Source organism: Pseudomonas sp. NPDC087358, assembly GCF_044900785.1.
In the GTDB taxonomy this organism is placed as follows: Bacteria; Pseudomonadota; Gammaproteobacteria; order Pseudomonadales; family Pseudomonadaceae; genus Aquipseudomonas.
This window is the reverse complement of sequence record NZ_JBJDOA010000001.1, coordinates 79,468-104,996: the sequence shown is the minus strand read 5'-3', so window position 1 is coordinate 104,996 and position 25,529 is coordinate 79,468. Positions and strand designations below refer to the sequence as shown.

Below are 25,529 nucleotides of genomic sequence, written 5' to 3'. Positions count from 1 at the left end.
ACCGGCAGAGAAAAAAACGCAGTGTAGACGCGCAGAATACGGACGACCGTATTGTGGCGAACGCTCTGTTCTACGCTCAATCGGCGCGTCTGCCAACAGCGCTGCTGATCAGCGCCAAACGATGGATCAGGCGCCGTTGGTGAGCGCTGGTCAATGCGCTGGCTGCGGCCACCGGCAAACGCATTTACGAGTTACCGGTCGACCCACAGCTGCTCAAGGCCTGAACCTCGGGCGCGGTCGGCAGTCAGCAATAAAGGCACGGATGGCCGATGCCTCGGTGCCTTTTGCATGAACAGTGGATGAACCAGATGAATGAGCCGGATGCCGGGGGCGCTAATGAATGATCTATCCAGTCTGCTCGGGATGCTCGATCGCAGCTATGCCGAGCAGCAGGAAGCGGTGATCGCCACGGTGGTCAAGGTCGAAGGCTCGGCCTATCGACGTCCCGGGGCGCGCATGGTGATCGCCCAGTTGGGCGAGGCCGCGGGTACGGTCAGTGGTGGCTGCCTGGAAAGCGATGTCAGTAAAAAGGCCTGGTGGTTGACCGCCAGCGGCAAACCGTCGATCCGCAGCTACAGCACGGGCGAGGACGACGATGAGCTGGAGGAGGCCGAGTTGAGTTTCGGCCTGGGCTGCAATGGCACCGTGCATATTCTGTTCGAACGGGTGCGGCCCCAGACCGCGAGCCTGGTGGTGAACCTGCTGCGTGAGGTCAAGGCCAGCGGCAAGGGAGCTGCGCTGGCGACGGTGATCGGCTCGCACAACGAGCGCCATGTCTCGACAGGCGAGCGGGTCGGGCTTGGACCTTGCAGTGGCCTGGACATACAGCTACGCGAGCGCTGGCTGGCGACGACGATCGCCGATGACTTGCAGGCAGTGCTCCAGGCCCGTCGCTCTGCCACACGAACCTATGACGTGGCGGGTGCAGGGGTCGAAGTGCTCCTTGAGTACATACCCGCGCCTCGTCGACTGGTGGTGTTCGGTGCCGGTCATGATGCTTCGCCGCTGGTCGGCATGGCGCGTTTGCAGGGCTGGCATATCACGCTGATCGACGCCCGCCCGCACTTTGCCCGGGCGCAGCGTTTTCCCGATGCGGATCGGGTGTTGGCGGCGCCGCTGGAGCCTATGCCTGAGCTGGCTGCGATGGTCGAAGACGCAGCCGTCGTGGTGATGACCCATAGCCTGAGCCAGGACCGACACTGGTTAGGCCAGGTGTTGCAGTGCGCGCCGCGCTACATCGGCCAGCTCGGGCCGCGCAGCCGCACCGAGCGCCTGCTCGACGAATTGCCAGCGCAGCTGAGTGAAGGTGAGGCCTTCAACCATCTGCATTTTCCGGTTGGCCTGGATGTCGGCGGTGACAGCCCGGACAGCGTGGCATTGTCCATCCTGTCGGAGATCAACGCCGTCTTCAACGGCCGCTCCGGGGCCATGCTCAAACATCGCCAGGCGAGTATTCACGCGGTCGATACGAAAATGGAGCAAGAGCCGGAGTTGAAGATGATCGGGTGAAGGCGTCGCGGATGGAGCCCTGCTGAACGACGCAGGGCTCCGCGTCTGACTCGGACTGCATGAGCGGGCACCTCGGCTGGGTCGGGCAGACCGCGTTGGCAGGGTTTGCTGCCGCTTCGCGCCAGATCGCGAGCAAGCTTGCTCCCACGCCCTTCGGGCAGAATCAAAAGCAGTTCGCCGCACTCCATTCTGCTCTTGCGCCCTTCGGGCAGAATCAAAATTAGTTCGCGGCACTCCATTCTGCTCTTACACCCTTCGGGCAGAATCAGGATTGCGGCATGGCTTTTGATTCTGCCCGGAGGGCGTGGGAGCCTGGCTTGCCGGCGATCTGCCGGGCACCGGCAGTAGAAACAGACGCCTCGGCTGGGTCAGGCGGACCGCGTTGTCAGGGTTAACTGCCGCTTCGCGCCAGATCGCGAGCAAGCCAGCCTCCCACGCCCTTCGGGCAGAATCAAAAGCAGTTCGCCGCACTCCACTCTGCTTTTAGGCCCTTCGGGCAGAATCAAAACAGTTCGCCGCACTCCGTTTTGCTCTTACGCCCTTCGGGCAGAATCAGGATGGCGGCATGGCTTTTGATTCTGCCCGGAGGGCGTGGGAGGCTGGCTTCCGGCGATCTGCCGGGCACCGGCAGTAGAAGCAGACGCCTCGGCTGGGTCAGGCGGACCGCGTTGTCAGGGTTCACTGCCGCTTCGCGCCAGATCGCGAGCAAGCTTGCTCCCACGCCCTTCGGGCAGAATCAAAAGCAGTTCGCCGCACTCCATTCTGCTCTTAGGCCCTTCGGGCAGAATCAAAAGCAGTTCGCGGCACTCCATTCTGCTCTTGGGCCCTTCGGGCAGAATCAGGATTGCGGCATGGCTTTTGATTCTGCCCGGAGGGCGTGGGAGGCTGGCTTGCCGGCGATCTGCCGGGCACCGGCAGTAGAAGCAGACGCCTCGGCTGGGTCAGGCGGACCGCGTTGTCAGGGTTAACTGCCGCTTCGCGCCAGATCGCGAGCAAGCTTGCTCCCACGCCCTCCGGGCAGAATCAAAAGCAGTTCGCCGCACTCCATTCTGCTTTTAGGCCCTTCGGGCAGAATCAAAACAGTTCCCCGCGCTCCATTCTGCTCTTAGGCCCTTCGGGCAGAATCAAAAGCAGGCGCCGCCCCCATTCTGCTTCTACGCCCTTTGGGCAGAAGCAAGCTTGCAGCATGGCAGGGTGACTTACCGTCCTTCCACTGACGCCTATCCTCACGCTTATCCGAAAATAAAAAGCCGAATCGTCTACAGGCACCCGCGGGGGGTGAGTAATATTGTTCGGATCATGGTCTCAGGACAGCATCCATCAGGTCTGCTCGATGAACGACAAGTACACACCCCATGACTGGGCTCCCCACGAACGGCCAACGTTGCCGGGTTCGCCTTCGACGCCGCTGCACCCGACCTCCAAGCGGCTGGCGTTTGCCATCGTCGGCATTATCGTCGCGTTGACCGGCGGGCTGGGCAATGCGCTGGTGGTGGCCAATCTGCAATATCTGCAAGGCGCGCTCGGCGCCACTCAGGCAGAAATCGCCTGGTTGCCGGCGGCTTATGTCATGACCAATGTCTCCATGAACCTGCTGCTGGTCAAATTCCGCCAGCAGTTCGGCCTGCGTGCGTTCACCGAGGTTTTCCTGGTCCTCTACGCCCTGGTGACCTTTGCCCATCTGTTCGTCAATGACATCACCTCGGCCGTCGCCGTGCGTGCCGCGCACGGCATGGTCGGTGCGGCGCTCAGTTCGCTGGGCCTGTATTACATGATCCAGGCGTTCCCGCAGAAGTGGCGAATGAAGGCATTGGTGTTGGGCCTGGGCACCGCGCAGTTGGCCACGCCCCTGGCGCGGCTGGTCTCTGAAGACCTGCTGCAGATCGCCGAATGGCGCGGCTTGTACCTGTTCGAGTTGGGCATGTGCCTGTTGTCGCTTGGCTGTGTGCTGATCCTCAAGCTGCCGCCGGGTGATCGTTTCAAGGCATTCGAAAAGCTCGACTTCCTGACCTTCGCTTTGCTCGCCTCAGGCTTTGCCGCACTCTGCGCGGCCTTGTCGCTGGGGCGCATCGAGTGGTGGCTGGAGGAACCCTGGATCGGCGTTGCCCTGGCGTCCTCCATCGCCCTGATTTTCAGCGGGCTGGCCATCGAGCATAACCGCACCCGCCCGCTATTGATCACCCGCTGGCTGGGCAGTGGGCGGATGATCCGCTTTGCCTTGGGCGTGCTGCTGACCCGCATCGTGCTCTCGGAGCAATCGACGGGGGCGGTGGGGTTTCTGCAAGGCATGAATCAGGGCACCGAGCAGCTGCACACGCTGTATTTTTTCATGTTGCTGGGCAGTGTCGCGGGGCTTGCGGTGAGCGCGATGACGATCAACCCGCAGCACCTGTTCAAACCGCTGATCATTTCCCTGGCGTTGATGGCCATCGGTTCGACCATGGACAGTTTTTCCACCAGCCTGACCCGTGGCCCGCAGATGTATTTCAGTCAGTTCCTGCTGGCGTTTGGCGGGACGTTCTTTCTCGGTCCGACCCTGGTGCTGGGTATGAGCGGGGTGATCGGCAACCCGCGCAACATGGTCAGCTTCTCGGTGATGTTCGGGATCACCCAGAACGTCGGCAGCCTGATCGGCTCGGCCCTGCTGGGGACTTTTCAGGTCTGGCGCGAGAAATTCCATTCAGCGCACATCGTCGAGCACGTGACCCTGCTCGACCCGCAGGTGCAGTCGCGCTTGCAGAGCTCAAGCGGCGCCTATATTTCCGCGATTGCCGATCCCTCATCGCGCACCAGTCAGGGTATCCGCGCGCTCGCCACCGCAGCCACGCGCGAGGCTAACACCCTGGCCTATAACGATGTGTTCATGCTCATTGCGTTGATCGCGGTGCTGACCATGATCTGGATCACCAGCCGTGCGACCTGGTTGTGGATCACCACTGAACCGGTTGCGCCATTCACGCCGACCACACCCCTGGCATCCCCCGTCCAACCTTCTGGCGCTCAACCTTCATGACAGAACCCGAAAAACCTGCTGACAAGCCTTCAGGCTCTGCATCCGCCAATCCATCGGTCGCGCCCCATGCAGCGACAGGGCCTGCACCGGCGCCTGCAGCGATGCCGGCCACCACGCAACCGCGCTCGGCACGCGTTCGCCTGGTGTCTTCGATCCTGTTTGGCGGCATCGCGCTGGCGGGGGTGCTGATCGTGCTCTACGCCTGGCAGTTGCCGCCGTTCAGCAGCCCCATCGAAAGCACCGAGAACGCCTTGGTCAGAGGCCAGACCACAATCATCGGGCCGCAGTTGAGCGGCTATGTCTATGAGGTGCCGGTTCAGGACTTCCAGTGGGTCAAGGAGGGCGATTTGCTGGTACGCATCGACGACCGGATCTACCAGCAGCATCTGGATCAGGGGCTGGCGCAGCTGGGCATTCAGAAGGCTGCACTGGACAACAACCTGCAGCAGCGCCGCAGTGCCGAGGCCACCATCGTGCAGCGTCAGGCGAGCGTGGCCAACGCCCAGGCCCAGGCGGAGAAAGCCGCGGCTGATCTGCGCCGCAACTCGGCGCTGGTGAGCGACGGATCGGTGTCCAAGAGCGAACTGGACGTGACCCGCGCCGCCGATGCCCAGGCCCGCGCTGCCCTGGCCGAGGCGCGTGCCACGCTGGAGATCGCCCGGCAGGATTTGCAGACCGTGATCGTCAACCGTGGATCGCTGCAGGCTTCGGTGAAGAACGCCGAAGCGAGCATCGAGCTTGCGCGCATCGATCTGAGCAATACCCGGATCACCGCGCCGCGCGATGGTCAACTGGGGCAGATCGGTACGCGCCTGGGCGCCTATGTGAACTCCGGTGCCCAACTGATGGCGCTGGTGCCGCGTGCGCGCTGGATCATCGCCAACATGAAGGAAACCCAGATGGCCAACGTGCGCCTTGGCCAGCCGGTGACCTTCACCGTCGACGCGCTGGAGGACCGCAGGATGCGTGGTCGGGTGCAGCGTATCTCGCCTGCGGCGGGCTCTGAGTTCAGCCTGTTGCCGGCCGACAACGCCACCGGCAACTTCGTCAAGATCGCCCAGCGGATCCCGGTACGTATCACCGTCGACAACGATCAGGATGATCTCCAGCGGCTGCGTCCCGGCATGTCAGTGGTGGTCAGCATCGACACCAGCCAGGACGGCCCGGTGCCGGCCGACCCGGTGGACGGCACGATTGATCAGCAGCATCCCTGAGATGAGTGGCCAGGCGCCCGGACGCTGGCCCTAGACCATGCGTCGTACGGTGTTGTCCCTGCGCACGAAGTGATGCCAGACCGCAGCGACAACGTGCAGGCCAATGACGTAGTAAAAGATCGTACCCAGCAGCACGTGCAGGTGCTCCAGGGTCTGGGCAGTGTCCTTTGAGATATCGAACGGTGCAGGAATGCTCAGCGAGGTCAGCGGGACGGGCAGCCCGCCGCGTTCCAGCAGCACCGTGAACACGCCCAGCAGCGGCTGCACGAAGAGAAACGCATACAGTGCGTAATGCGACAGGGTGGCGGCCAGACGCAAGGCACCCTGCAGCGGCGGGGTGATCCCTGGCGGCGTATGCCGATGGCGCTCTGCCAGGCGCACAAAGGCCATGAGCAAGACCAGGAGCCCTACCCAGAAATGCGTCTGCACCACCAGGGTTCGCAGGTCGGTGCCCTTGGCGAACAGGCTGCGGCTGAGGATCAGCGCGTAGGCCAGCACGATCAGGCCAGCCATCACCCAGTGAAGCCAGCGGGCCTTGTAGCTGTAGCGTTCGGTGTCGGAAGGGGTCATCACGGTCAGGCTCCTCGGTCTTGGTTTCGTCGCCTCGTTTGCACAGGCTTGGCATTATGAACACGGATAATTAGCGCAGGTCCGGGAAAATCTCAACGTCGATATTCAATTTGCGTGCCGTCAGGTATCGGCTCGCCTCTGGCTGAAACTCCTGCGACAGACACTTATTAACTTGTCGGGCAATTCTTGTCCGACAATATTCATATGTTATAAGTTGTCGTAAGTCTCCTGAGTAGTTTGAATAATTGCTGTATAAATGTTGGAGGGTGTTAACTTTTCACATTATCGTCAGTTGTCCTATATCCGCATTCGGACAGAGATAGTTATGCTTCCCTCATTTGAATATATTCGACCGAGGAGCGATTTAAGATAAGTATTTAAGGTTATAAAAATAATTCGCATATAACCAATCGTGATTACCAAACCATCAAAATGAGTTTGACAGGCAATTCGATTGGATCCATCTTTACGGCGGACGGCTCAAGCTTCTGGCTATCAGTCTGAACCGACTGGCATTTTGCTCGGCTTCACCGGGACCTTCGTTTTAATCGGATGAAACTCTGCTCACAGGACTCTACATATGGACGTCCCCGGCTTCACTCGCTCGCTAAAACAGAAAAACATGGACTCCGAGGTTTGGTGGGATTCTTCCCCGACAGCCTTTGCGCGTTTCAAAAGTCACATGATCAGCAAGTACCCGCAGCTGTTCGAGTTTATCGAGGCGCTGCTGCCTGATAACTTTTCGCAAAGCCAGGTCGGGATGAGCGGTGCAACTACCAACCCTAGGTTAGTTGCGCAGGCTGTATTGGAAAGTCCACATCAATGGTCTGACTATTTAACTTCCCTTTCGGGCCGCCTGACAGAAGCCGAGCGGGCGCGGCGCCTGTACGATCAGGTGATTGTCGAGGGCGCCCGGCAGCTTCACCCGCTGTGGATCTCTTCGCGGCGCACGCTCGGCTGGCTGTCGGCACAGATCGAGGGTGGCGAGGACATGGACGAACGGGCGCTGGTGGCCCGCGGGCTGCAACTGGCCAGGCTGGCGCCCAACGTCATGATCAAGGTGCCCGGCAGCGAACAAGGGTATCGGGCCATCGAGCAGCTGGTGGCCAAGGGATGCTCGATCAATAACACCTTCTGCTTCAGCGTTTCTCAAGCGGCGGCTTGTCTCAAAGCCATCCATGACGGGCGTTTGCGCGCGCAACTTCAGGGCGTGAGCACCGAACGGGCGCGTTATGTCATCAGTTTCATGATCGGCCGTCTGGGCGCACAGGAAGAGTTTGCGCGGCAGGCCTCGCAGCGCCGCTTATGCCTGACCGCGGCTGACCGACGTTGGGCGGAGATCCTGGTCTATCAGGCGATCCAGGCCTTGCTGCGGCGCCGACCAACGCCGGCTCGTCTGCTCTTGTGCAGCCTGAAGATCGATACCGATGTACAGGGCCGCGAGCACTGCTGGCATCTGCAGCGCACCGGCGCCGACTGCACCTTGTACACATTGACGCCGCAGATCATCGAATTCCTGATTCGCAGCCAGCAGCAGGGGCGGCCGGTGGTTCCCGCCAACGGCTGGGTACAAGTGCCCAAGCGGGTGCTGAACAGGCTGATGGCCATACCGTATTTCAATCAGGCGTACTTCGAGGGTGATCTGGCACCGGCCGATTTCGCTTCGCAGCCGGCTTTCATTACCGCCAGCAATGACGCCCGCGAAGGGACGCAGCGTTTGTCCGCCTTTGTCCAGCAGACAGGCGATGGAGCCGCCAGGCCGGTGATACCCCCGGCCAGTGATGCGCCGATGGAGCATTGGTCATGAACCGCATGATTGCCCTCTGGGCCCATCCTCGCTCGCGCTCGACGGTGCTGGAACGGGTGTTCATCGAGCGCGGAGACTTCGAGGTTTTCCACGAACCCTTCGCGCACATGGCATTCGATGAACAGTCGGCGATTCCTCACGACAATCTGGATTGTGGCCTGCCGCGGACCTACGAGGGCGTCAAGGCGCTGCTGCGCGACGCTCGCCAGACGCGCTCGGTGTTCCACAAGGACATGTGTTACCACTGCCTCGATGAGTTGAAGGCCGATCCTGAGTTTCTGCTCGAGCAGCAGAATGTGTTCATCATTCGCGAGCCGGCGCGGGCCATCGTCTCGCATCACGCAATGTTCGCGCAGATGCCGTTGCAGGCGATCGGCCACAAGGCCATGTACGAGATTTTCTGCCTGGTCACCCGGCTCACCGGCAAGACCCCCCATGTGATCAACGGCGATGACCTGGCCAATCGTCCGCAGCAGACGCTGCGCAGGCTTTGTGATCACCTGCAGCTGGAGTTTCTACCCCAGGCGTTGAGCTGGGAGGCGTCTTGCCCAGTGCAATGGCAGGCCTGGCGCAGCTGGCACACGGAGGCGGAGTTGAGCACGCGGATCCTCCCCGCGTCCGCCGACTTCGATGAGCAGCAGCTCACCGCGCACCCTCATCTGATGGCCTATTACCAGGCCCATCGACCGTTCTACGAGCGCATGAATCAATTCGTCCAGCAGGAGCATTCATGAAAAAGATCGTCATCACAGGCGCTGCCAACGGCATCGGCAAAGCCACCACGATCGCTTGTGTGGAGGCCGGGTTTTACGTCATCGCAGCGGACAAGGACACAGATGGCCTGAAGGATCTGCAGAAGAATCTGCCGGTGCACCAACTGGAAACCCATCCGGCGGACTTCTCGCAAGCGCACGTCTATCGATCCTTCATCGGCGATCTGTACGAGGTGCACAAACACCGCTCCCTGCATGGGCTGATCAATAACGCAGGCCTGTATCACGGCAAGAGCGTCTACCAGTACAGCGATCGCGAGATGGACGAGATGTGGGCCGTGAACCTCAAGTCGCTGATCTATCTGTCCAAGGACTTCGCCTTGCGAGAGCCCCATGCGCCGCAGCCGCGCAGCATCATCAACGTCACGTCGGTGGCCGGAGAGGTCGGCAGCATGGACGCCCTGTATGGCGCCACCAAGGCGGGGGTGATCGGCCTGACCAAGGCCAACGCCTGGAATTTCGCGCCACGGGTGCGGGTCAACGCGGTTTCGCCGGCGCTGGTTCGAAACACCTCCATTCACGACCGCATTCCCGAGTATCGGCGCCAGGAATACGAACGCCAGGAAGTGCTCAAGGAACCCATCGAGCCTGAGGGCGTCGCCGGCGTGATCATATTCCTGCTCTCGGACCAGAGCCGCCACCTGACCGGAAAGGTCATTGCTGTCGATAACGGCGCCTATCCGCGCTAGTTGGCGGGCTGTACAGATACTTTTCAGGAGACAAGCTGATGCAACGTAGAAAACTGCTTATCGTTGGCGGCGGCAATCTTTGCCTGCAGATTCTGCAGATTCTGGTGCCGCGCAACCGGTTCGAATTTCATGTCGCCAGTCGCGATCTGGAGCAAACCACGCGCCTGTGCAACCTGGTCCGCCTGGCCGCGTTGCAGCAGGATGTCGCTGCACAGGTCCAGCCCTGGGAAATGGACCTGACCGAGGCGGCGATCGAGCGCAACGCGCAGACGCTGGCACGGATCAAGCCGGACATTATCGTCAACTGCGCCTCGCTGCAGTCCTGGCGGGTCATCACCCAGCTGCCGAAAGCCAAATTCGACGCCCTGGACCAGGCGCAGTTGGGGCCCTGGCTGCCCATGCATCTGGCGCCGGCCTATGCCCTCATGCGGGCCGTCTTACAGTCCTGTCCGAAATCCCTGGTGGTCAACGCCGCCTTTCCCGATGCCGTGAATGCCGTGCTGTACAAGGTCGGCATGGCGCCGGATGTCGGGGTCGGCAATGTCGCCAACCTGATTCCGGCAACCCGCTGCGCCATCGCCCGCCTGGCGCGCTGCGAGCCGCTGCAGGTGCGGGTCAAGCTGATCGGACAGCATTATTTCAGTCACTACGTGCCGCGCGAGGGGCTGCCGCCGTTGCAAGAGCTGCATAACCTGACCTATTGGGTCAATGGCCAGGAACTCACCGGTGAGTTCCTCGATGAAAAGATCTTCGCCGGCGTTGCCACCGAGTTCCGGCGCAAGGGTGGCATGGACGGTCAGTACCTGACGGCCATGTCGGCTGTCACGGTGATCGAGAACCTGTACGCCGATACGGAGGTTCACGTGCATGCCCCGGGGCCCCATGGCCTGCCGGGCGGCTATCCGGTCAAGGTGGGGATGGGCAAGGTGCTGCTGGACCTGCCCTACAGCGTAAAGCGCGAAGTCGCCATTGACCTTAACGAGAAGGGCCAGTGCCAGGACGGCATCGAGGCGATTCTGGCCGACGGTACCGTGGTTTTCGGGCGCCCACAGATGAACGTCATGCAGCGCTTGCTGGGCTTTTCGATGTCCGCAATGAGGGTTCAGGACGCCGCCGGGCATGCCCTGGAACTGGGGCGCAAATATCAGGAATTTACCCGTTCTACTCACCTGCACGGAGCCTGCGACCATGGCCTTGAACAGCGTCTGTTCGCCTGAAATAAGCCCTGATCCTGCCGATCAGGATTACGCCGCCCAGTACTGCAACGATTTTGTCAGCCGCTGGGATGAGCTGATCGACTGGGACAAGCGCGCGGCGGGAGAGGGGCAGTTTTTCACTGACCTGTTATTGCGAGCCGGCGTTTGCCGTCTGTTCGACGCGGCCACCGGCAGCGGGTTTCATGCCGTGCAGCTGCGCAAGGCCGGTTTTAATGTGACGGCCTGCGATGGCAGCCCGACCATGGTGACGCGGGCCAAGGCCAACTTCGCCATCCGCGGCCTGGACATTCCGGTGGTGTGTCGTGACTGGCGCGACCTCGATCCGCGGCAACTGGGCACCTTTGACGCAGTGCTGTGCCTGGGCAGTTCGCTGTGTCACGTCTTCGATGAGCGGGAGCGCATCGAGGTGTTGAAACGGTTTCGCAGCCTGCTCAGGCCAGGCGGCCTGTTGCTGCTTGACCAGCGCAATTTTCAAGCGATCCTGCATGGCAACTTCTCATCGTCCGGGCGCTATTACTACTGTGGCAAGACCGCCAGCGTGACGCTGGGCGAGCTGAACGATTCACTCTGCGAATTCGTTTACACCTTCGCCGACGGTGCCCGCTACCGTTTGCGGGTATTCCCCGTGCTGCCGGGCAAGCTTCGCGGCGAGATGGAGTCGGCAGGGTTCGTGGCGCAAAAAAGCTTTGGCGACTTCAAAAGCGTCTATGACCCGCTGCGCGCTGACTTCATCATTCACCAGGCCCAGGCCTGACGACTCAAGGAAGAGCTTTCAATGAACCTCCAAAGGCAGCCCCAGGCGGGGCACGACAACCTGTTTGCCCATCCCTTCAGTCCCACCGCACTGCCTCAGGAGCAGCCGGCCCCTCAGGTGGTGTGGCTGACCGGGCTCTCCGCTGCGGGCAAGTCGACCATCGTCGACAGCCTCAACCCGCTCCTGGGGGAACGCGGGCTGAGGACTTGTATCCTTGACGGTGATTCACTGCGTACCGGTCTGTGCCGGGATCTGGGGTTTTCGGCCGCTGACCGGGAGGAAAACGTGCGACGCGTAGCGCAGGTCGCCGCGTTGATGGCCGATGCCGGGCTGACCGTGCTGGTGGCATTGATTTCACCGACCCGCGCTGCGCGGCACCACGCCCGCTCGATCATCGGCATCGAGCGTTTTGTCGAAGTGTTCGTCGACGTGCCGCTGGCGGTGGCCGAAGCCCGGGACCCCAAGGGCCTGTACCGCCGGGCCAGACAGGGTGAAATCTGCGGGTTCACCGGGGTGGATTCGCCGTATGAACCCCCAGTCTGTCCCGAGTTGCATATTCACAACGATCAGGTCAGTGCGTGTGCTGCCGCGCAGATGATCGACCACTGGCTGCGGCAGTTCAGAGGCCTGTAGCCACGGCTGAACCGGACGGGTTCTAGCCGATCATTCGCGGCTGTCTGAAAGTCCGGCGAATTCGCCCATCTCTGCCATCATTGAGCTTTTGCTTTGATGTCTTGGGGGTGCAATGTCTTTGGGTCAGATTAAAATCAATTCGATCCGCTTGGTCGGTGGCATGGGGGTGCTCGATTACCTGAACACCTGCGACGGTCGCCGCCCCGGCACGGCGGTGCACGAGGTGCTCGACAAATTGTCGAACCTTGAAGACATCGTGCACTGGTTCCTGCATGCCGGTTTGATCGAGGCGCACGAGCATGAGCAGCTCGTACAACTGGTGCGCGGTGCTTCGTGGCACACGGTGAGTGCATTCAACGAGTTGATCGGCTTTCGTGAGTCTCTGTACCGCTTGTTTTTGCCATTGGCGCTGGGCGATCCGGTGGATGCCGCACAGCTCGATGCACTCAATCAGCTGCTGGCCAGCACCGCTGATCAACGCGTGCTGGTGCCGACGCCCTTTGGCGTGATCTGGTGCTGGCGCCCATGCCAGACGCTGCAAGCCATGACCGCCGGTTTCATCGCACGCCTGGCGGTTCAGGCCTCGGCGCTGCTCACCTCTGTCGATCTCGGCCGCCTGAAGGCCTGTGATACCCCAGACTGCGACTGGCTGTTCATCGACACTTCGAAGAACGGCCGACGTCGCTGGTGCCAGATGAACGTCTGCGGTGCCCGTGAAAAGGCCAAGCGCGCCGTGGCGCAATTCTGACGCTCGCGCTGTGGTTCCCGCCTGCGTGGCGCTGAAAGAAATCCACCTGACAACGCCTGGTAACTGTCGGCAAAAAACCAGGGAACCTGCCTCGCTCTCAAGCTTCATATCTCTTGTTCAGGGCTGTCACGACACCGGTCGTGACGGCAAGCACAGAGAGCACTTGCATGAGCGATATCCGTATCGGCATCTCGGGCTGGCGCTATGTGCCGTGGCGCGGTGATTTCTACCCGAAAGGTCTGGCCCAGAAAAACGAATTGAAATTCGCCTCCAGAGCGGTGAACAGCATTGAGATCAATGGCTCGTTCTACTCTCTGCAGTCGCCGGATCTCTACGCTCGGTGGTATGCCGACACACCCAAGGACTTTGTCTTCAGCGTCAAGGGGCCGCGCTACATCACCCATATCAAACGCTTGAACGATGTGGCCGAACCGCTGGCCAACTTCTTTGCCTCCGGCGTGTTCAAGCTCAGGGACAAGCTGGGGCCGATCCTCTGGCAGTTTCCGCCGAATTTCAAATTCAACCCCGAGAAGTTCGAGGCGTTTCTGCAGTTGCTGCCGCATGACGGAAAAGCCGCCAAGGCCTGCGCCAAACAGTGCGCTGCGCGTCTGGAAAAGCCGGGCTACCTGGATATCCCGGCCAGGCTCCGGTTGCGGCATGCCGTGGAAATTCGCCACGAGAGCTTCGCCGTCCCGGAATTCGTCGCACTGCTGCGCAAATACAAAGTCGCGCTGGTGGTCGCCGACACGGCAGGCAAATGGCCGTATCTGGAAGACCTCAGCGCAGACTTTGTCTATCTGCGACTGCACGGTGCCGAAGAGTTGTACGCCAGCGGCTATACGCCTGCGGCACTCAAACGCTGGGGGGACCGCATCGACCTGTGGCGCCAGGGCACCCAACCCAAGGATGCGCACCTGACCGGCGCCAAACCCCCCAGGCCGCGCAAGTCTCGAGACGTTTACTGCTATTTCGACAACGACATCAAGGTCCACGCGCCCTATGACGCCCGCAAGCTGCTCGAACGTTTCGAGCTGGCCGATGACCTGGAAGTGGCCCCCGGCGATCTGCAAGGAGTGAGCTTTTGACCAGCGCCCTTATTCCCGAGGACATTGCCAGCCAACGCCAGCGTGCATCGGCTGCGATCACGCTCAATGTATTGACCATGAACATGCACATGGGCTTCGGCATTTTCAATCGGCGTTTCATCCTGCCCGAGTTGCGCGACGCGGTGCGCAGTGTCTCGGCGGACGTGGTGTTCTTGCAGGAGGTCCACGGCGAGCATCAGAACCATGCGCAGAACGTCAAGAACTGGCCGACCACCTCGCAATATGAGTTTCTCGCCGACAGCATGTGGAAGGACTTCGCCTACGGGCGCAATGCGGTGTATCCCCACGGCCATCATGGCAACGCACTGCTGTCGAAGTATCCGATCGTGCGTCACGAAAACCTCGACATTTCGATCCTTGGCACCGAGCAACGCGGGCTGTTGCACTGCGTCCTGCAGGTGCCGGGGTTCGGTGAGGTTCACGCCATCTGTGTGCACCTGGGACTCAAGGAAATGCATCGCCAGCAGCAGTTGTCGTTATTGGCCGGTCTGGTGGGCCGGCTGCCGCCGCAGGCGCCGGTGATCATCGCCGGTGACTTCAACGATTGGCGGCAAAAGGCCGATGGGTTACTGGCACCGGCAGGATTGCGCGAGGTGTTCGTCGAATCCTTCGGCCGCCCGGCGAAGAGCTTCCCGGCGCGTCTGCCGTTGCTGCGCCTGGACCGTATTTACGTGCGTAACGTGAAAATCGGCGCACCCAGGGTGCTGTCCAACCGGCCCTGGTCGCACCTTTCCGATCATGCGCCGTTGGCGGTGGAGGTCACCCTATGAAGGCGTTCAGCGATCAATGCGGCATCTGGCAGGACGGTAATTCGGTGGAGTTGCTGATCAATGGCGAGGACTTTTTCAGCAAGGTCTTCGAGCGTATCCGTGAGGCACGCCATGAGGTCTTGATCGAGACCTTCATCATCTTCGAGGACCGGGTGGGCGAGGGCCTGCAACAAGCCGTGATCGAAGCTGCCAGCCGCGGCGTGCGCGTGGTGATCACGGTCGATGACTACGGCACCAGCGATCTGAGCACGGCGTTCATCGCGCAAATGCTCGAAGTCGGCGTGCAGATCCAGCTGTTCGACCCGCGCCCCAAGCTCATGGGCATGCGCACCAACCTGTTTCGTCGCCTGCATCGCAAGGTGGTGGTGATCGATGCCGAACTGGCCTTCATGGGCGGCATCAATTACAGCGTCGACCACATGGCCGATACCGGCATCACCGCCAAGCAGGACTATGCAGTGCTGGTGCGCGGGCCGATTGTCGCTGACATCTACCGCTCGACGCTGAACATGCTCGGGCCTGCGCTGCGCGAGAGGTTCACCCCGCTCAAGGTGGCCACCCGTCAAGCCGGCAGCGCCCGCATGCTGCTGGCCGAGCGCGACAACCGCCGTCACACCACCGACATCGAAGAACAGTACTTGCTGGCCATGCGCAACGCGACTCAGCGCATTACCATCGCCAACGCCTATTTCTTCCCCAGCTATCGTTTTCTGCGCGAACTGCGCAACGCTGCCCGCCGCGGGGTGAAGGTCACGCTGATCCTGCAAGGTCAGCCTGACATGCCGTTCGTGCGCGTGTGTTCTCGCCTGACCTACACCTGGTTGTTGCGCGAAGGGGTAGTGATTCACGAATACAAACAGCGAGCACTGCATGGCAAGGTCGCGCTGATCGACCATGAATGGTCCACCGTGGGTTCGAGCAACCTGGACCCGTTGAGCCTGGCGTTGAACCTGGAGGCCAATCTGTTCATTCGGGACCATGCCCTCAATCAGCAGCTTCACGAACATTTACAGGAACTGGCGGCCGCCCACAGCAAGCAGGTCAACCTCAAGGGGCTGGCGAAGGGGCAGTGGTGGCGGGCGCCGATGATCTTTCTCAGTTTTCACTTCCTGCGCCATTTTCCGGCAATCGCCGGACTGTTTCCGGTGCATGGGCCGCGCCTGAAGCCGGTGCGCGCGCCGGACGCGGTTCCCGAAGCTGAAGTCCTCAAGCATGAGTTGTCGCCTGACCAGGAGAAGTCGCTATGAGCGGGGTATCGCAAACGTCTGCCAGCCAGGACAAGCCGTCGAACGCCAGCAAACACGGCGCCTGGCTGAAATGGGCCAAGCGTGGCTTCACCCTGTTTTTCTTCATCGCCGTGCCGGTGTTGCTGTTCACGGTGATGAAGAATCTGGACTGGAACGAGGTCAGTCACGCACTGGAATCGTACAAGCTGAGCACCCTGGCGCTGGGCTTCGTGATTGCGCTGGCCAGCTATCTGACCTACTGCGGATTCGACGTGCTGGCGCGCAGGTATACCGAACACAAGTTGTCCGTGGCGCAGATCGTGCCGGTGACCTTCGTCTGTTACGCGTTCAACCTCAACCTCAGTTCATGGGTCGGTGGCATCGCTTTGCGTTATCGGCTGTATTCACGGCTGGGGCTGGACGTGCCGACCATCACCCGGATTCTGAGCCTGAGCCTGATCACCAACTGGCTGGGGTATATGTTGCTGGCCGGATTTGTCTTCGCCGGTCGTTTCATCGATTTGCCCGACGGCTGGAAGATCGGCGACACCACCCTGCAACTGATTGGCTTTGTACTGCTGGCGGTGTGCTTTAGCTACTTTCTGGCGTGTCGCTTTTCCCGGCGGCGGACCTGGACCATTCGCAAGCAGCAACTGGTCCTGCCGTCGCTTAATCAAGCCTTGCGCCAGGCGTGTCTCGGGGCATTGAACTGGGGCCTGATGGCGCTGCTGATCTTCGTACTGCTGCCGGAAAAAGCCTTTTATCCGGCGGTGCTGGGGATCTTGCTGATCAGCAGTATCGCCGGGGTCATTGCCCATATTCCCGCCGGACTGGGGGTGCTGGAAACCGTGTTCATTACGCTGATGCAGCACCAGTTCAGCAAGGGCCAGTTGCTGGCGGCGTTGATCGGCTACCGGGTGATCTACTTCCTCATCCCGTTGCTGCTGGCGGTGGTGGTGTACCTGGTCCTGGAAAAACGCGCCAAGGCCATGCGCAGCAAGAATGAGGCGCGTCTGGGCTGAGTCAATCGCCCGCTGACGAAACTTCTGAACCCTGTAGGCGTGGGCTTGCTGGCGAACGCGGTGGGCCAGGTAGCATCGATGTCGACTGCCCTGGCGCTTTCGCCAGCAAGCCGGCTCCTACAGTGGACCGGGTTGAACGCGGCTGATCGGCGCGGCCCTCAATCCTTGGCGGCGAACATCCGCACGGCTTCGACGGCCTCATGGGTGCCGCTGCTGATCTGCACGATCGCCGAGCCTGCCTGGTCGGCAAGATCCACGCCTTTGGCGGCGTTGGTGCGGGTGTTGTCCATGCTGACGATCGCCTGCCGGGTTTCGGTCTGGATCAGCTGGATCATCTCGGAAATTTCCTGGGTCGAGCGGCTGGTGCGCCCGGCCAGCTGCCGCACTTCATCGGCGACCACGGCGAATCCGCGCCCCTGGTCACCGGCACGCGCTGCTTCGATGGCGGCGTTGAGGGCCAGCAGGTTGGTCTGGTCGGCGATGCTGTGGATGGTGTTGACGATGGCGGTGATCTGTTCCGAGCGTTCACCCAACTGGCCGATGATGCGCGACGAATCCTCGATGTTGCGCGAGATCTCACGCATTTCCGTCGCCGCCTGCTGGATCACCAGCGTACCTCGCTCGGCCACCTTCTGAGTCTGCACCGAGATGTGATAAGCCTGGGCGGCACTGTGTGAGTCCTGCTCGTGTTGCTCGATGCGCGCGGTGACGTCGGAGGCGTATTTCACCACTTTGCACAGCTTGCCGTCGGCGTCGTAGACCGGGTTGTAGGAGGCCTCCAGCCAGAGTGTCTGGCCATGCTTGCCGACGCGCTTGAACTGGCCGCCGAAGAACTCGCCCTTGTTCAGCCGGCGCCAGAAGTCCTGGTATTCCGAGCCGTTGGCCAGCTCCGCCGGGCACAGCAGCTTGTGATTCTTGCCCAGCAGCTCCTGACGGCTGTAGCCCATCAAGCGCAGCAGGTTGTCGTTGGCGGCGATGATGCGGCCATCGAGATCGAATTCGATCACCGCCATGGCGCGGTCTATGGCTTGCAGCTTGTTGCGGGTTTCGTTTTCGGCGTGAACCTTGTGCGTCACGTCCATCGCATATTTGACGATCTTCACCACTTTGCCGTCGGCATTCCTGATGGGGTTGTAACTGGCCTGCAGCCACACCGTGCTGCCATCGCCGGCCACGCGCTGGAAGGTCTGCGCGACGAACTCGCCATTGCGCAGGCGCGACCATAACTGCGCGTAGTCGGCGCTGCGCGCGTGGTCGACGGTGCAGAACATGCGGTGCTCTTTGCCCAGCACCTGCTCGGGGCGATAGCGCATGGCCTGGAAAAAGTTGTCGTTGGCGCTGAGCACGACTCCATTGAGATCGAACTCGATGCTGGCCATCGAGCGGTTGATGGCTTCCAGCAGGCTGGCCTGATGGGCGACGGTCAACTGCAGATCTTGAATGACTTTGTTCTTGGACGAGTCGAAAAACATGAGGGCGGCTCAGGCAGGTGGACAGAAATTCCCGTTCCCTGGCCTCAAGAGCGGTAATGCTCGGCTGCAATTTCCTATTGCAGCGCAGAGATCATCACAAAGGTGATATCAAAAAGCTATAAATATCTTGTACAGCTCGTCGGTTTTGTACAGGTTTTTCCGTGCGTCGCCTCTGAACGCGCCGGCTTGGCGGCGGGTTGTCTGAGCAATTACAGAAGTGTTGTTTGATACGCCGCCTTCGCCATCAAGCGGCTGTGACAGGTATTGCGCTGTTTGTGAAAAGCGGCAAGTCTGAGCACATAAGCCCCAGATCAATCGTCGAAGCCCACCTGCTCCGACATCTCGTCGACCTTCAACTCCAGGCGATACGCCACGGCAATGAACAGCGCCTGACACAGACACAGCGTGGCACTCAGCGAGCGGAAGGCGAACGAACTGCCCTCATTGACCAACAGCACCGAGTTGGCGCGTTTGGCCAGCGGCGACAGGTTGCTGTCGGTGATGATCAGGGTCTTGGCCTGATGATGCTGGGCAATACGCAGGCAGTGCTGGGTTTCCTTGCCATAAGGAGTGAAGCTGATGGCAATCACCAGATCGTTGGCGCGCACGCTGCGCATCTGCTCGCGGTAGCTGCCGCCAAGGCCGGAAATCAGGTGGATGCGCTTGTTGGTGTGCTGCAGGTTGTAGACCAGGTAATCGGCCACTGCAAACGAGCGACGCACGCCGACCACATAGATGTTGTCGGCGTTGACCACCAGGTCCACGGCTTTGTCGAAGGCTTCGTCGTCCAGTTCCAGCGCCAGGCGCTCAAGGCCTGAGAGCGTTGCGTTCACACACTCGCGCGCCAGGTCACCGCCGCTGGCTTTCTGCGACTTGTTGGCGATCATGCTGCGGATACGCTGCTGGTAGTTCTGAACCGGGCTGGCTTTGTGGGTGTAGGCCTCGCGAAACAGGGCCTGCATCTCGCTGAACCCGCTGAAGCCGAAACGCTGGGAAAACCGCACGATGGCCGAGGGATGGACTTCGCATTCACGGGCGATGTCGCTGATGCGATCGACCATGATCCGGTCGCTCTGCTGGCTCATGTAACTGGCGATGCGCTTGAGCTGGCGCGGCAGGCTTTCGTATTCGGCAGTGATCAGCTTGAGCAGGGCCTCGGCGCTGTCCGGAGCGACGGTTTGCGAAGACGCAGCCTCGGCGCCGCTGTCTGGCAAGGTAGGCTGATCGGTGCTGGGCATACGCGTGAATCCTCTGGCTTTTGTTATAAGGCGCGCTGGGCCCGGTGCCGACTTCGCGCGCTCATCGATCTGAACGAACAACCTGTTGCAACGCCTGGCCCCGGTAGCAGTCCGGCTCGCCGGCGGTGGCGAGTCGGGCGCCGCCAACGTCGGCAAGCCGGACTGCTACCGGTACGGTCTGTCGACCCTTCACTACGGCGGCGGCCAGGCGCGCAGTTTAACGCGCTTCGTCTTTATATCCTGCCTGTTTAGCATGAAGTGCCAGGCTTTGCGCAAAGTGGAAAAAATATTCCACATGAAAAAAATTTAGAAAAAACCATTGCTCCTTGTCTCGTGCCGATCTAGTCTGCATCCACGAACAGGCGTCAGGCAGCCGTGTCTGAGCCAGGGCTTAATAAGAATAAGAGGAGCCGGCATGGGCCAGACTCGTTTCGCCAGTGGACGTCCGTTGGACGTGGTTTGTCTCGGACGTCTGGGCGTTGATCTCTACGCGCAGCAGATCGGGGCGCGCCTGGAAGACGTCAGCAGTTTCGCCAAATACCTGGGCGGGTCCTCCGCCAACATCGCATTCGGCACCGCACGGCTGGGCGTCAAGTCCGCCATGCTGACCCGCGTCGGCGACGATCAGATGGGCCGTTTTCTGGTTGAGTCTCTTGCCCGCGAAGGCTGCGATGTCAGCGGGATCAAGGTCGATGCCGAACGCCTGACCGGCATGGTGCTGCTGGGCATCAAGGATCGTGAAAGTTTCCCGCTGGTGTTCTACCGGGAGAACTGCGCCGACATGGCGCTGCAAGCCGAAGACATCGACCCGGCGCAGATTGCCTCAAGCAAGGCACTGCTGATCACCGGTACCCACTTTTCCACCGACCCGGTATTCAAGGCCAGCAGCCAGGCACTGGACTACGCCCGGCAGCACAACGTCAGGTGCGTACTGGACATCGACTATCGTCCGGTGCTCTGGGGGCTGGCCGGCAAGGCTGACGGCGAAACCCGTTTCGTCGCCGACCAGAACGTCAGCCAGCACGTGCAGCGCATTCTGCCGCGCTTCGATCTGATCGTCGGCACAGAAGAAGAATTCCTCATCGCCGGGGGCGGCACCGATCTGCTGGCGGCGTTGCGCAAGGTGCGCGAGCTCAGCGCAGCGACGCTGGTGGTCAAACTGGGACCACAAGGTTGCACGGTGATTCATGGAGCGATTCCTGCCCGCCTGGAAGATGGCGCGATTTATCCCGGCGTGCGCGTGGAAGTCCTCAATGTGCTGGGCGCGGGCGATGCGTTCATGTCTGGCTTTCTCAAAGGCTGGCTCAACGACGAGAGCGACGAGCGCTGCTGTCAGCTGGCCAATGCCTGCGGCGGCCTGGTGGTTTCACGGCATGCCTGCGCTCCGGCGATGCCGACCTTGGTGGAGCTGGAATACCTGTTCAACAGTCCAGTGCCGATCACCCGTCCCGACCAGGACCTGGTGCTGCAACGTCTGCATCAGGTCAGCGTGCCGCGCAAGGAGTGGCGGCAACTGTTCGTTTTCGCCTTCGACCACCGTGGGCAACTGGTGGAGCTTGCGCAGAAGGCCGGTCGTGACCTGGCATGTATCGGTCAGCTCAAGCAGCTGTTCATAACGGCGGTCCAGCGGGTCGAGGCTGACCTGAAAAAACGCGGCATCGAAGCCGATGTCGGGCTGTTGGCCGATCAGCGTTTCGGTCAGGATTCGCTGAACGCCGCCACCGGCCGTGGCTGGTGGATCGCGCGGCCAGTGGAAGTGCAGGGCTCGCGGCCGTTGGCGTTCGAGCATGGGCGCTCCATCGGCAGCAATCTGCAGACCTGGCCGAAGGAGCAGATCATCAAGTGTCTGGTGCAGTACCACCCCGATGACGAACCGATGCTGCGCCTGGAGCAGGAAGCGCAGCTGATGGGGCTGTATCAGGCGTCCCAGGCCAGCGGCCATGAATTGTTGCTGGAGGTCATCCCGCCCAAGGATCACCCCTCGACCCATCCGGATGTGATCTACCGGGCGCTCAAACGCCTGTACAACCTGGGTATCTATCCCGCCTGGTGGAAGATTGAATCGCAACCGGCGCAGGTCTGGGAGCAACTGGACGCGCTGATTCAGGAGCGTGATCCGTACTGCCGTGGCGTGGTTCTGCTGGGGCTTAATGCGCCGGCCGAACAGCTTGCCGCCGGTTTTCGCGAGGCCGCCAGAAGCACCAGCTGCCGGGGTTTCGCGGTGGGTCGCACGATTTTTCACGAGCCCAGCCGCGCCTGGTTGCAAGGTGAGATCGACGATGCCGGGCTGATCAGCCGGGTGCAGAGCACCTTTGGCTTTCTGATCGAGTCCTGGCGCGAAGCGCGGGGCTGAAGCAACCAGACACGTGAAACACATTCAAAGCGAAGAAAACAATAAAGGTGCAGCCATGCCCGCTTCCGCAATCCGAATTGGCATCAACCCGATTTCCTGGAGCAACGACGACCTGCCCGCGTTGGGCGGTGAAACACCACTGAGCACCGCGCTCAGCGAAGGCAAGGAAATCGGCTACGAAGGTTTCGAACTCAACGGCAAGTTTCCCAAGGACGCCAAGGGCGTTGCCGATGTCCTGCGGCCTTACGATCTGGCGCTGGTTTCGGGTTGGTATTCGAGCCGTCTGGCCAGCCGCTCGGTGGCCGAAGAGATCGAAGCCATTGCCAGCCACGTCGAGCTGCTCAAGTACAACGGCGCCAACGTGCTGGTGTATGGCGAGGTCGCCGACTCGATTCAGGGCCAGCGCATTCGTCTGGTCGAGCGGCCGCGTTTTCACAGCGACAGCGCATGGCAGGAGTACGCGGACAAACTCACCGAGCTTGCGCGTTTCACCTTGTCCCAGGGCGTGCGTCTGGCGTATCACCACCATATGGGGGCTTACGTCGAGTCGCCGGAGGACATCGATCAGCTGATGGCGCGTACGGGCAGCGAAGTCGGTCTGCTGTTCGATTCGGGCCACTGCTACATGGGCGGGGGCGAGCCGCTGCAGGTGCTGCGCAAGCACATCGAGCGTGTCTGCCACGTGCACTTCAAGGACGTACGCAAAGCGGTGGTGCAGCTGGCGCGCAACAACCTGTGGAGCTTTCCCGATTGCATCGTCAATGGCACCTTCACCGTGCCGGGCGATGGCGACATCGATTTCGCCGCGTTGCTGGAAGTCTTGATTAGCGCAGGTTACCAGGGCTGGCTGGTGGTCGAGGCCGAGCAAGACCCGGCCGTGGCACCGAGCTATGCCTACGCCAAGAAAGGTTATGAAACCCTGCGCAACCTGCTGGCAGCTGCGCAAGAACAGAGCACTGCCCTGCAACAGCCCGCCCGAAGGAGCCTGTGAACATGAATCTGCTGGTCAAAAGCAAGGCCCAGGGCCGCGATGTCGTGGCCCTGGGCGAAGGCGTGCTGGAGTACGTCGGGTTTTCCGCGCATCGCTTGACGGTTGGCGAGCGCCTGCCGGTCAACGCCGGGGACAAGGAGCTGTGCCTGGTGCTGCTCAGCGGCCGGGTCAGCGTCAGCGGCGAGGCGCCGGGGCAGGGCAGTTTCAACTGGGAAAACATCGGTGATCGGCAGTCGGTATTCGAAGACAAATCACCCTTTGCCGTGTATCTGCCGCCGGGCAGCCAGGCTCAGGTCGTCGCTTTGAGCGCGGTGCAAATCGCGGTCTGTGCCGCGCCGGGCAATCGGGCCGGGAATTTGCCGGCCCGCCTGATCGAGCCCCAGAGCATGAAGCGCAGTGTGCGCGGTAAGGCGGCCAACACCCGCTATGTTTGCGACATTCTGCCGGACACTGAACCTGCTCATTCGCTGCTGGTGGTCGAGGTGCGAACGCCTTCGGGGCATTCCTCCAGCTACCCGCCGCACAAGCACGACAAGGACGACTTGCCTCATGAAAGCTTTCTGGAGGAGACCTATTACCATCAGGTCAATCCGCCCCAGGGCTTCGTTTTTCAGCGGGTCTACACCGACGATCGCAGCATCGATCAGGCCATGGCCGTGGAAAACAACGATCTGGTGACGGTGCCCAAGGGTTACCACCCGGTCAGCGTGCCCTACGGGTACGAATCCTATTACCTGAACGTGATGGCCGGCCCCAAACGCGCCTGGCAATTTCACAACGATCCGCAGCATCAATGGTTGATGGATCTGTGAATCCCGGCGCTGACACACCATGTCGGCCTACGCCCACCGCTGCCGCCGGCAAGCCGTGCTGCTACGGACGCACAACTATTTCGCAAGGAGTTCTGCAATGAGCAACGCCCCGATTATCGGCCACTTCATCAATGGCCAGCGGCACGACGCCAGCGAGCGTTTCAGTGATGTGTTCAACCCGGCCACCGGCGCGGTGCAGGCGCGTGTCGCGCTGGCCGAACCTACGACTGTCGATGAGGCCGTCGCCGCTGCCCAGGCCGCGTTCCCGGCATGGGCCGATCAGTCGTCGCTGCGTCGTGCGCGGGTGATGTTCAAGTTCAAGGAACTGCTCGATCAGCACCACGATGAACTGGCCGAGATCATTTGCCGCGAACACGGCAAGGTGTTCTCCGATGCCAGGGGCGAAGTGGTGCGCGGGATCGAAATCGTCGAATTCGCCTGTGGCGCACCGAGCCTGTTGAAAAGCGATTTCAGCGACAACATCGGCGGCGGCATCGACAACTGGAACCTGCGTCAACCGCTGGGCGTCTGCGCAGGCGTGACCCCGTTCAATTTCCCGGTCATGGTGCCGCTGTGGATGATTCCCATGGCGCTGGTGACCGGTAACTGCTTCATTCTCAAACCGTCCGAGCGTGACCCTTCGGCCAGCCTGCTGATGGCGCGTCTGCTCAAGCAGGCGGGTCTGCCCGACGGCGTCTTCAACGTGGTGCAGGGCGACAAGGTGGCTGTCGATGCGTTGCTGCAACACAAAGGCATCGAGGCGATTTCCTTTGTCGGTTCGACGCCGATTGCCGAATACATCCATCAGCAGGGCACCGCACACGGCAAGCGGGTGCAGGCGCTCGGCGGGGCGAAGAATCACATGATCGTGATGCCCGATGCCGACCTCGATCAAGCCGCCGACGCCTTGATCGGTGCGGCCTACGGTTCGGCGGGTGAGCGCTGCATGGCGATCTCCATCGCCGTGGTGGTGGGCGATGTCGGCCAGAAACTGATCGACAAGCTGCTGCCGCGCATCGATTCGCTCAAGGTCGGCAACGGCATGAATGCCGACTCGGACATGGGCCCGCTGGTCACCGCCGTGCACAAGGCCAAGGTCGAGGGTTATATCGATCAGGGCGTGAAAGAGGGCGCGAAGCTGATCGTCGATGGCCGCAACTTCACGGTGCCGGGTGCCGAGCGCGGGTTCTTCGTCGGCGCCACGTTGTTCGATGAGGTCACGCCCCAGATGACTATCTATAAGGAAGAAATCTTCGGCCCGGTGCTGGGTATCGTGCATGTGCCCGATTTCTCCACCGCGGTTGAGCTGATCAACGCCCATGAGTTCGGCAACGGCGTGTCGTGCTTCACCAGCGATGGCGGCATCGCTCGTGCCTTTGCCCGCAACATCAAGGTCGGCATGGTCGGCATCAACGTGCCGATCCCGGTGCCGATGGCCTGGCATTCGTTCGGCGGCTGGAAGCGTTCGCTGTTCGGCGACCACCATGCCTATGGCGAAGAAGGCCTGCGGTTTTACAGCCGTTACAAGAGCGTGATGCAGCGCTGGCCGGACAGCATCGTCAAGGGCGCGGAGTTCAGTATGCCGACGGCGAAATAGGAACTGGCGCCGCAG

21 protein-coding genes and 2 pseudogenes are annotated in these 25,529 nt (G+C 61.2%); 19 read left to right on the top strand and 4 right to left on the bottom strand.

Going from position 1 to position 25,529, the window contains the following annotated elements; translation table 11 throughout:
* The first annotated feature begins 336 nt into the window (after positions 1-336).
* The 3 genes from ACI2KS_RS00475 to ACI2KS_RS00465 all read left to right on the top strand — a co-directional run bounded on the left by ACI2KS_RS00475 (position 337) and on the right by ACI2KS_RS00465 (position 5,736).
* Entirely contained in the window at positions 337-1,509 is a 1,173-nt protein-coding gene (locus ACI2KS_RS00475) for an XdhC family protein (protein WP_404616442.1), read from the top strand.
* Positions 1,510-2,842: 1,333 nt separating this feature from the next.
* Positions 2,843-4,522, top strand: coding sequence for an MFS transporter (locus tag ACI2KS_RS00470; RefSeq protein WP_404616441.1), 1,680 nt, complete (start codon positions 2,843-2,845; stop codon positions 4,520-4,522).
* A gap of 101 nt (positions 4,523-4,623) precedes the next feature.
* On the top strand, positions 4,624-5,736 hold the full coding sequence (locus ACI2KS_RS00465) for an HlyD family secretion protein (protein WP_404617225.1): 1,113 nt from the start codon (positions 4,624-4,626) through the stop codon (positions 5,734-5,736).
* A gap of 30 nt (positions 5,737-5,766) precedes the next feature.
* Here ACI2KS_RS00465 and ACI2KS_RS00460 read toward each other — a convergent pair whose 3' ends face one another.
* Entirely contained in the window at positions 5,767-6,306 is a 540-nt protein-coding gene (locus ACI2KS_RS00460) for a cytochrome b (RefSeq protein WP_404617223.1), read from the bottom strand.
* Positions 6,307-6,988: 682 nt separating this feature from the next.
* Here ACI2KS_RS00460 and ACI2KS_RS00455 point away from each other — a divergent pair.
* The 11 genes from ACI2KS_RS00455 to ACI2KS_RS00405 all read left to right on the top strand — a co-directional run bounded on the left by ACI2KS_RS00455 (position 6,989) and on the right by ACI2KS_RS00405 (position 17,051).
* A complete protein-coding gene (locus ACI2KS_RS00455; protein ID WP_404616440.1) occupies positions 6,989-8,113 on the top strand; it encodes a transaldolase family protein in 1,125 nt (374 codons plus the stop codon).
* Complete coding sequence (locus ACI2KS_RS00450; RefSeq protein ID WP_404616439.1) at positions 8,110-8,847, top strand: sulfotransferase family protein; 738 nt, start codon at positions 8,110-8,112, stop codon at positions 8,845-8,847. The genes ACI2KS_RS00455 and ACI2KS_RS00450 overlap by 4 nt, the downstream gene beginning before the upstream one ends.
* On the top strand, positions 8,844-9,575 hold the full coding sequence (locus ACI2KS_RS00445) for an SDR family NAD(P)-dependent oxidoreductase (RefSeq protein ID WP_404616438.1): 732 nt from the start codon (positions 8,844-8,846) through the stop codon (positions 9,573-9,575). The genes ACI2KS_RS00450 and ACI2KS_RS00445 overlap by 4 nt, the downstream gene beginning before the upstream one ends.
* 38 nt (positions 9,576-9,613) lie before the next feature.
* Positions 9,614-10,792: a hypothetical protein gene (locus ACI2KS_RS00440; protein WP_404616437.1), complete on the top strand. Its 1,179-nt coding sequence runs from the start codon at positions 9,614-9,616 to the stop codon at positions 10,790-10,792.
* Complete coding sequence (locus tag ACI2KS_RS00435) at positions 10,764-11,546, top strand: class I SAM-dependent methyltransferase (RefSeq protein ID WP_404616436.1); 783 nt, start codon at positions 10,764-10,766, stop codon at positions 11,544-11,546. The genes ACI2KS_RS00440 and ACI2KS_RS00435 overlap by 29 nt, the downstream gene beginning before the upstream one ends.
* A 21-nt stretch (positions 11,547-11,567) precedes the next feature.
* Complete coding sequence (gene cysC, locus ACI2KS_RS00430; RefSeq protein ID WP_404616435.1) at positions 11,568-12,179, top strand: adenylyl-sulfate kinase; 612 nt, start codon at positions 11,568-11,570, stop codon at positions 12,177-12,179.
* Positions 12,180-12,297: 118 nt separating this feature from the next.
* Positions 12,298-12,927, top strand: coding sequence for a CGNR zinc finger domain-containing protein (locus ACI2KS_RS00425; RefSeq protein ID WP_404616434.1), 630 nt, complete (start codon positions 12,298-12,300; stop codon positions 12,925-12,927).
* Positions 12,928-13,094: 167 nt separating this feature from the next.
* Positions 13,095-14,012 carry a DUF72 domain-containing protein gene (locus ACI2KS_RS00420; protein ID WP_404616433.1) on the top strand — a complete coding sequence of 306 codons (918 nt, stop codon included), beginning with the start codon at positions 13,095-13,097 and terminating at the stop codon, positions 14,010-14,012.
* Positions 14,009-14,803, top strand: a complete 795-nt coding sequence (locus ACI2KS_RS00415) for an endonuclease/exonuclease/phosphatase family protein (RefSeq protein WP_404616432.1) — start codon at positions 14,009-14,011, stop codon at positions 14,801-14,803. The genes ACI2KS_RS00420 and ACI2KS_RS00415 overlap by 4 nt, the downstream gene beginning before the upstream one ends.
* Positions 14,800-16,050, top strand: a complete 1,251-nt coding sequence (gene clsB, locus ACI2KS_RS00410; RefSeq protein ID WP_404616431.1) for a cardiolipin synthase ClsB — start codon at positions 14,800-14,802, stop codon at positions 16,048-16,050. Before ACI2KS_RS00415 ends, clsB begins: the two co-directional genes overlap by 4 nt.
* Positions 16,047-17,051 (top strand): lysylphosphatidylglycerol synthase domain-containing protein, encoded by a 1,005-nt coding sequence (locus tag ACI2KS_RS00405; protein ID WP_404616430.1) that lies wholly within the window; start codon positions 16,047-16,049, stop codon positions 17,049-17,051. Before clsB ends, ACI2KS_RS00405 begins: the two co-directional genes overlap by 4 nt.
* A gap of 158 nt (positions 17,052-17,209) precedes the next feature.
* On the opposite strand, the pseudogene ACI2KS_RS00400 reads toward ACI2KS_RS00405, so the two are convergent.
* The 3 genes and pseudogenes from ACI2KS_RS00400 to ACI2KS_RS00390 form a co-directional block, all read right to left on the bottom strand.
* A pseudogene (locus ACI2KS_RS00400) lies at positions 17,210-17,641 on the bottom strand (methyl-accepting chemotaxis protein); the annotation flags it as partial.
* A 105-nt stretch (positions 17,642-17,746) separates the two neighbouring features.
* Positions 17,747-18,430: pseudogene (locus ACI2KS_RS00395) on the bottom strand (PAS domain-containing protein); the annotation flags it as partial.
* A gap of 404 nt (positions 18,431-18,834) precedes the next feature.
* Positions 18,835-19,761, bottom strand: coding sequence for a MurR/RpiR family transcriptional regulator (locus tag ACI2KS_RS00390; RefSeq protein ID WP_404616429.1), 927 nt, complete (start codon positions 19,759-19,761; stop codon positions 18,835-18,837).
* 85 nt (positions 19,762-19,846) lie between these two features.
* Between ACI2KS_RS00390 and ACI2KS_RS00385 the strand changes: the two genes are divergently transcribed.
* The 5 genes from ACI2KS_RS00385 to ACI2KS_RS00365 all read left to right on the top strand — a co-directional run bounded on the left by ACI2KS_RS00385 (position 19,847) and on the right by ACI2KS_RS00365 (position 25,514).
* Positions 19,847-20,071, top strand: coding sequence for a hypothetical protein (locus ACI2KS_RS00385; RefSeq protein ID WP_404616428.1), 225 nt, complete (start codon positions 19,847-19,849; stop codon positions 20,069-20,071).
* A 105-nt stretch (positions 20,072-20,176) separates the two neighbouring features.
* Positions 20,177-22,114, top strand: a complete 1,938-nt coding sequence (iolC, locus tag ACI2KS_RS00380; RefSeq protein ID WP_404616427.1) for a 5-dehydro-2-deoxygluconokinase — start codon at positions 20,177-20,179, stop codon at positions 22,112-22,114.
* Between the two features lie 55 nt (positions 22,115-22,169).
* Positions 22,170-23,105 (top strand): myo-inosose-2 dehydratase, encoded by a 936-nt coding sequence (iolE, locus tag ACI2KS_RS00375; protein ID WP_404616426.1) that lies wholly within the window; start codon positions 22,170-22,172, stop codon positions 23,103-23,105.
* 2 nt (positions 23,106-23,107) lie between these two features.
* A complete protein-coding gene (gene iolB / locus ACI2KS_RS00370) occupies positions 23,108-23,917 on the top strand; it encodes a 5-deoxy-glucuronate isomerase (protein WP_404616425.1) in 810 nt (269 codons plus the stop codon).
* Between the two features lie 97 nt (positions 23,918-24,014).
* Positions 24,015-25,514 carry a CoA-acylating methylmalonate-semialdehyde dehydrogenase gene (locus ACI2KS_RS00365; protein ID WP_404616424.1) on the top strand — a complete coding sequence of 500 codons (1,500 nt, stop codon included), beginning with the start codon at positions 24,015-24,017 and terminating at the stop codon, positions 25,512-25,514.
* Positions 25,515-25,529: the final 15 nt, after the last annotated feature.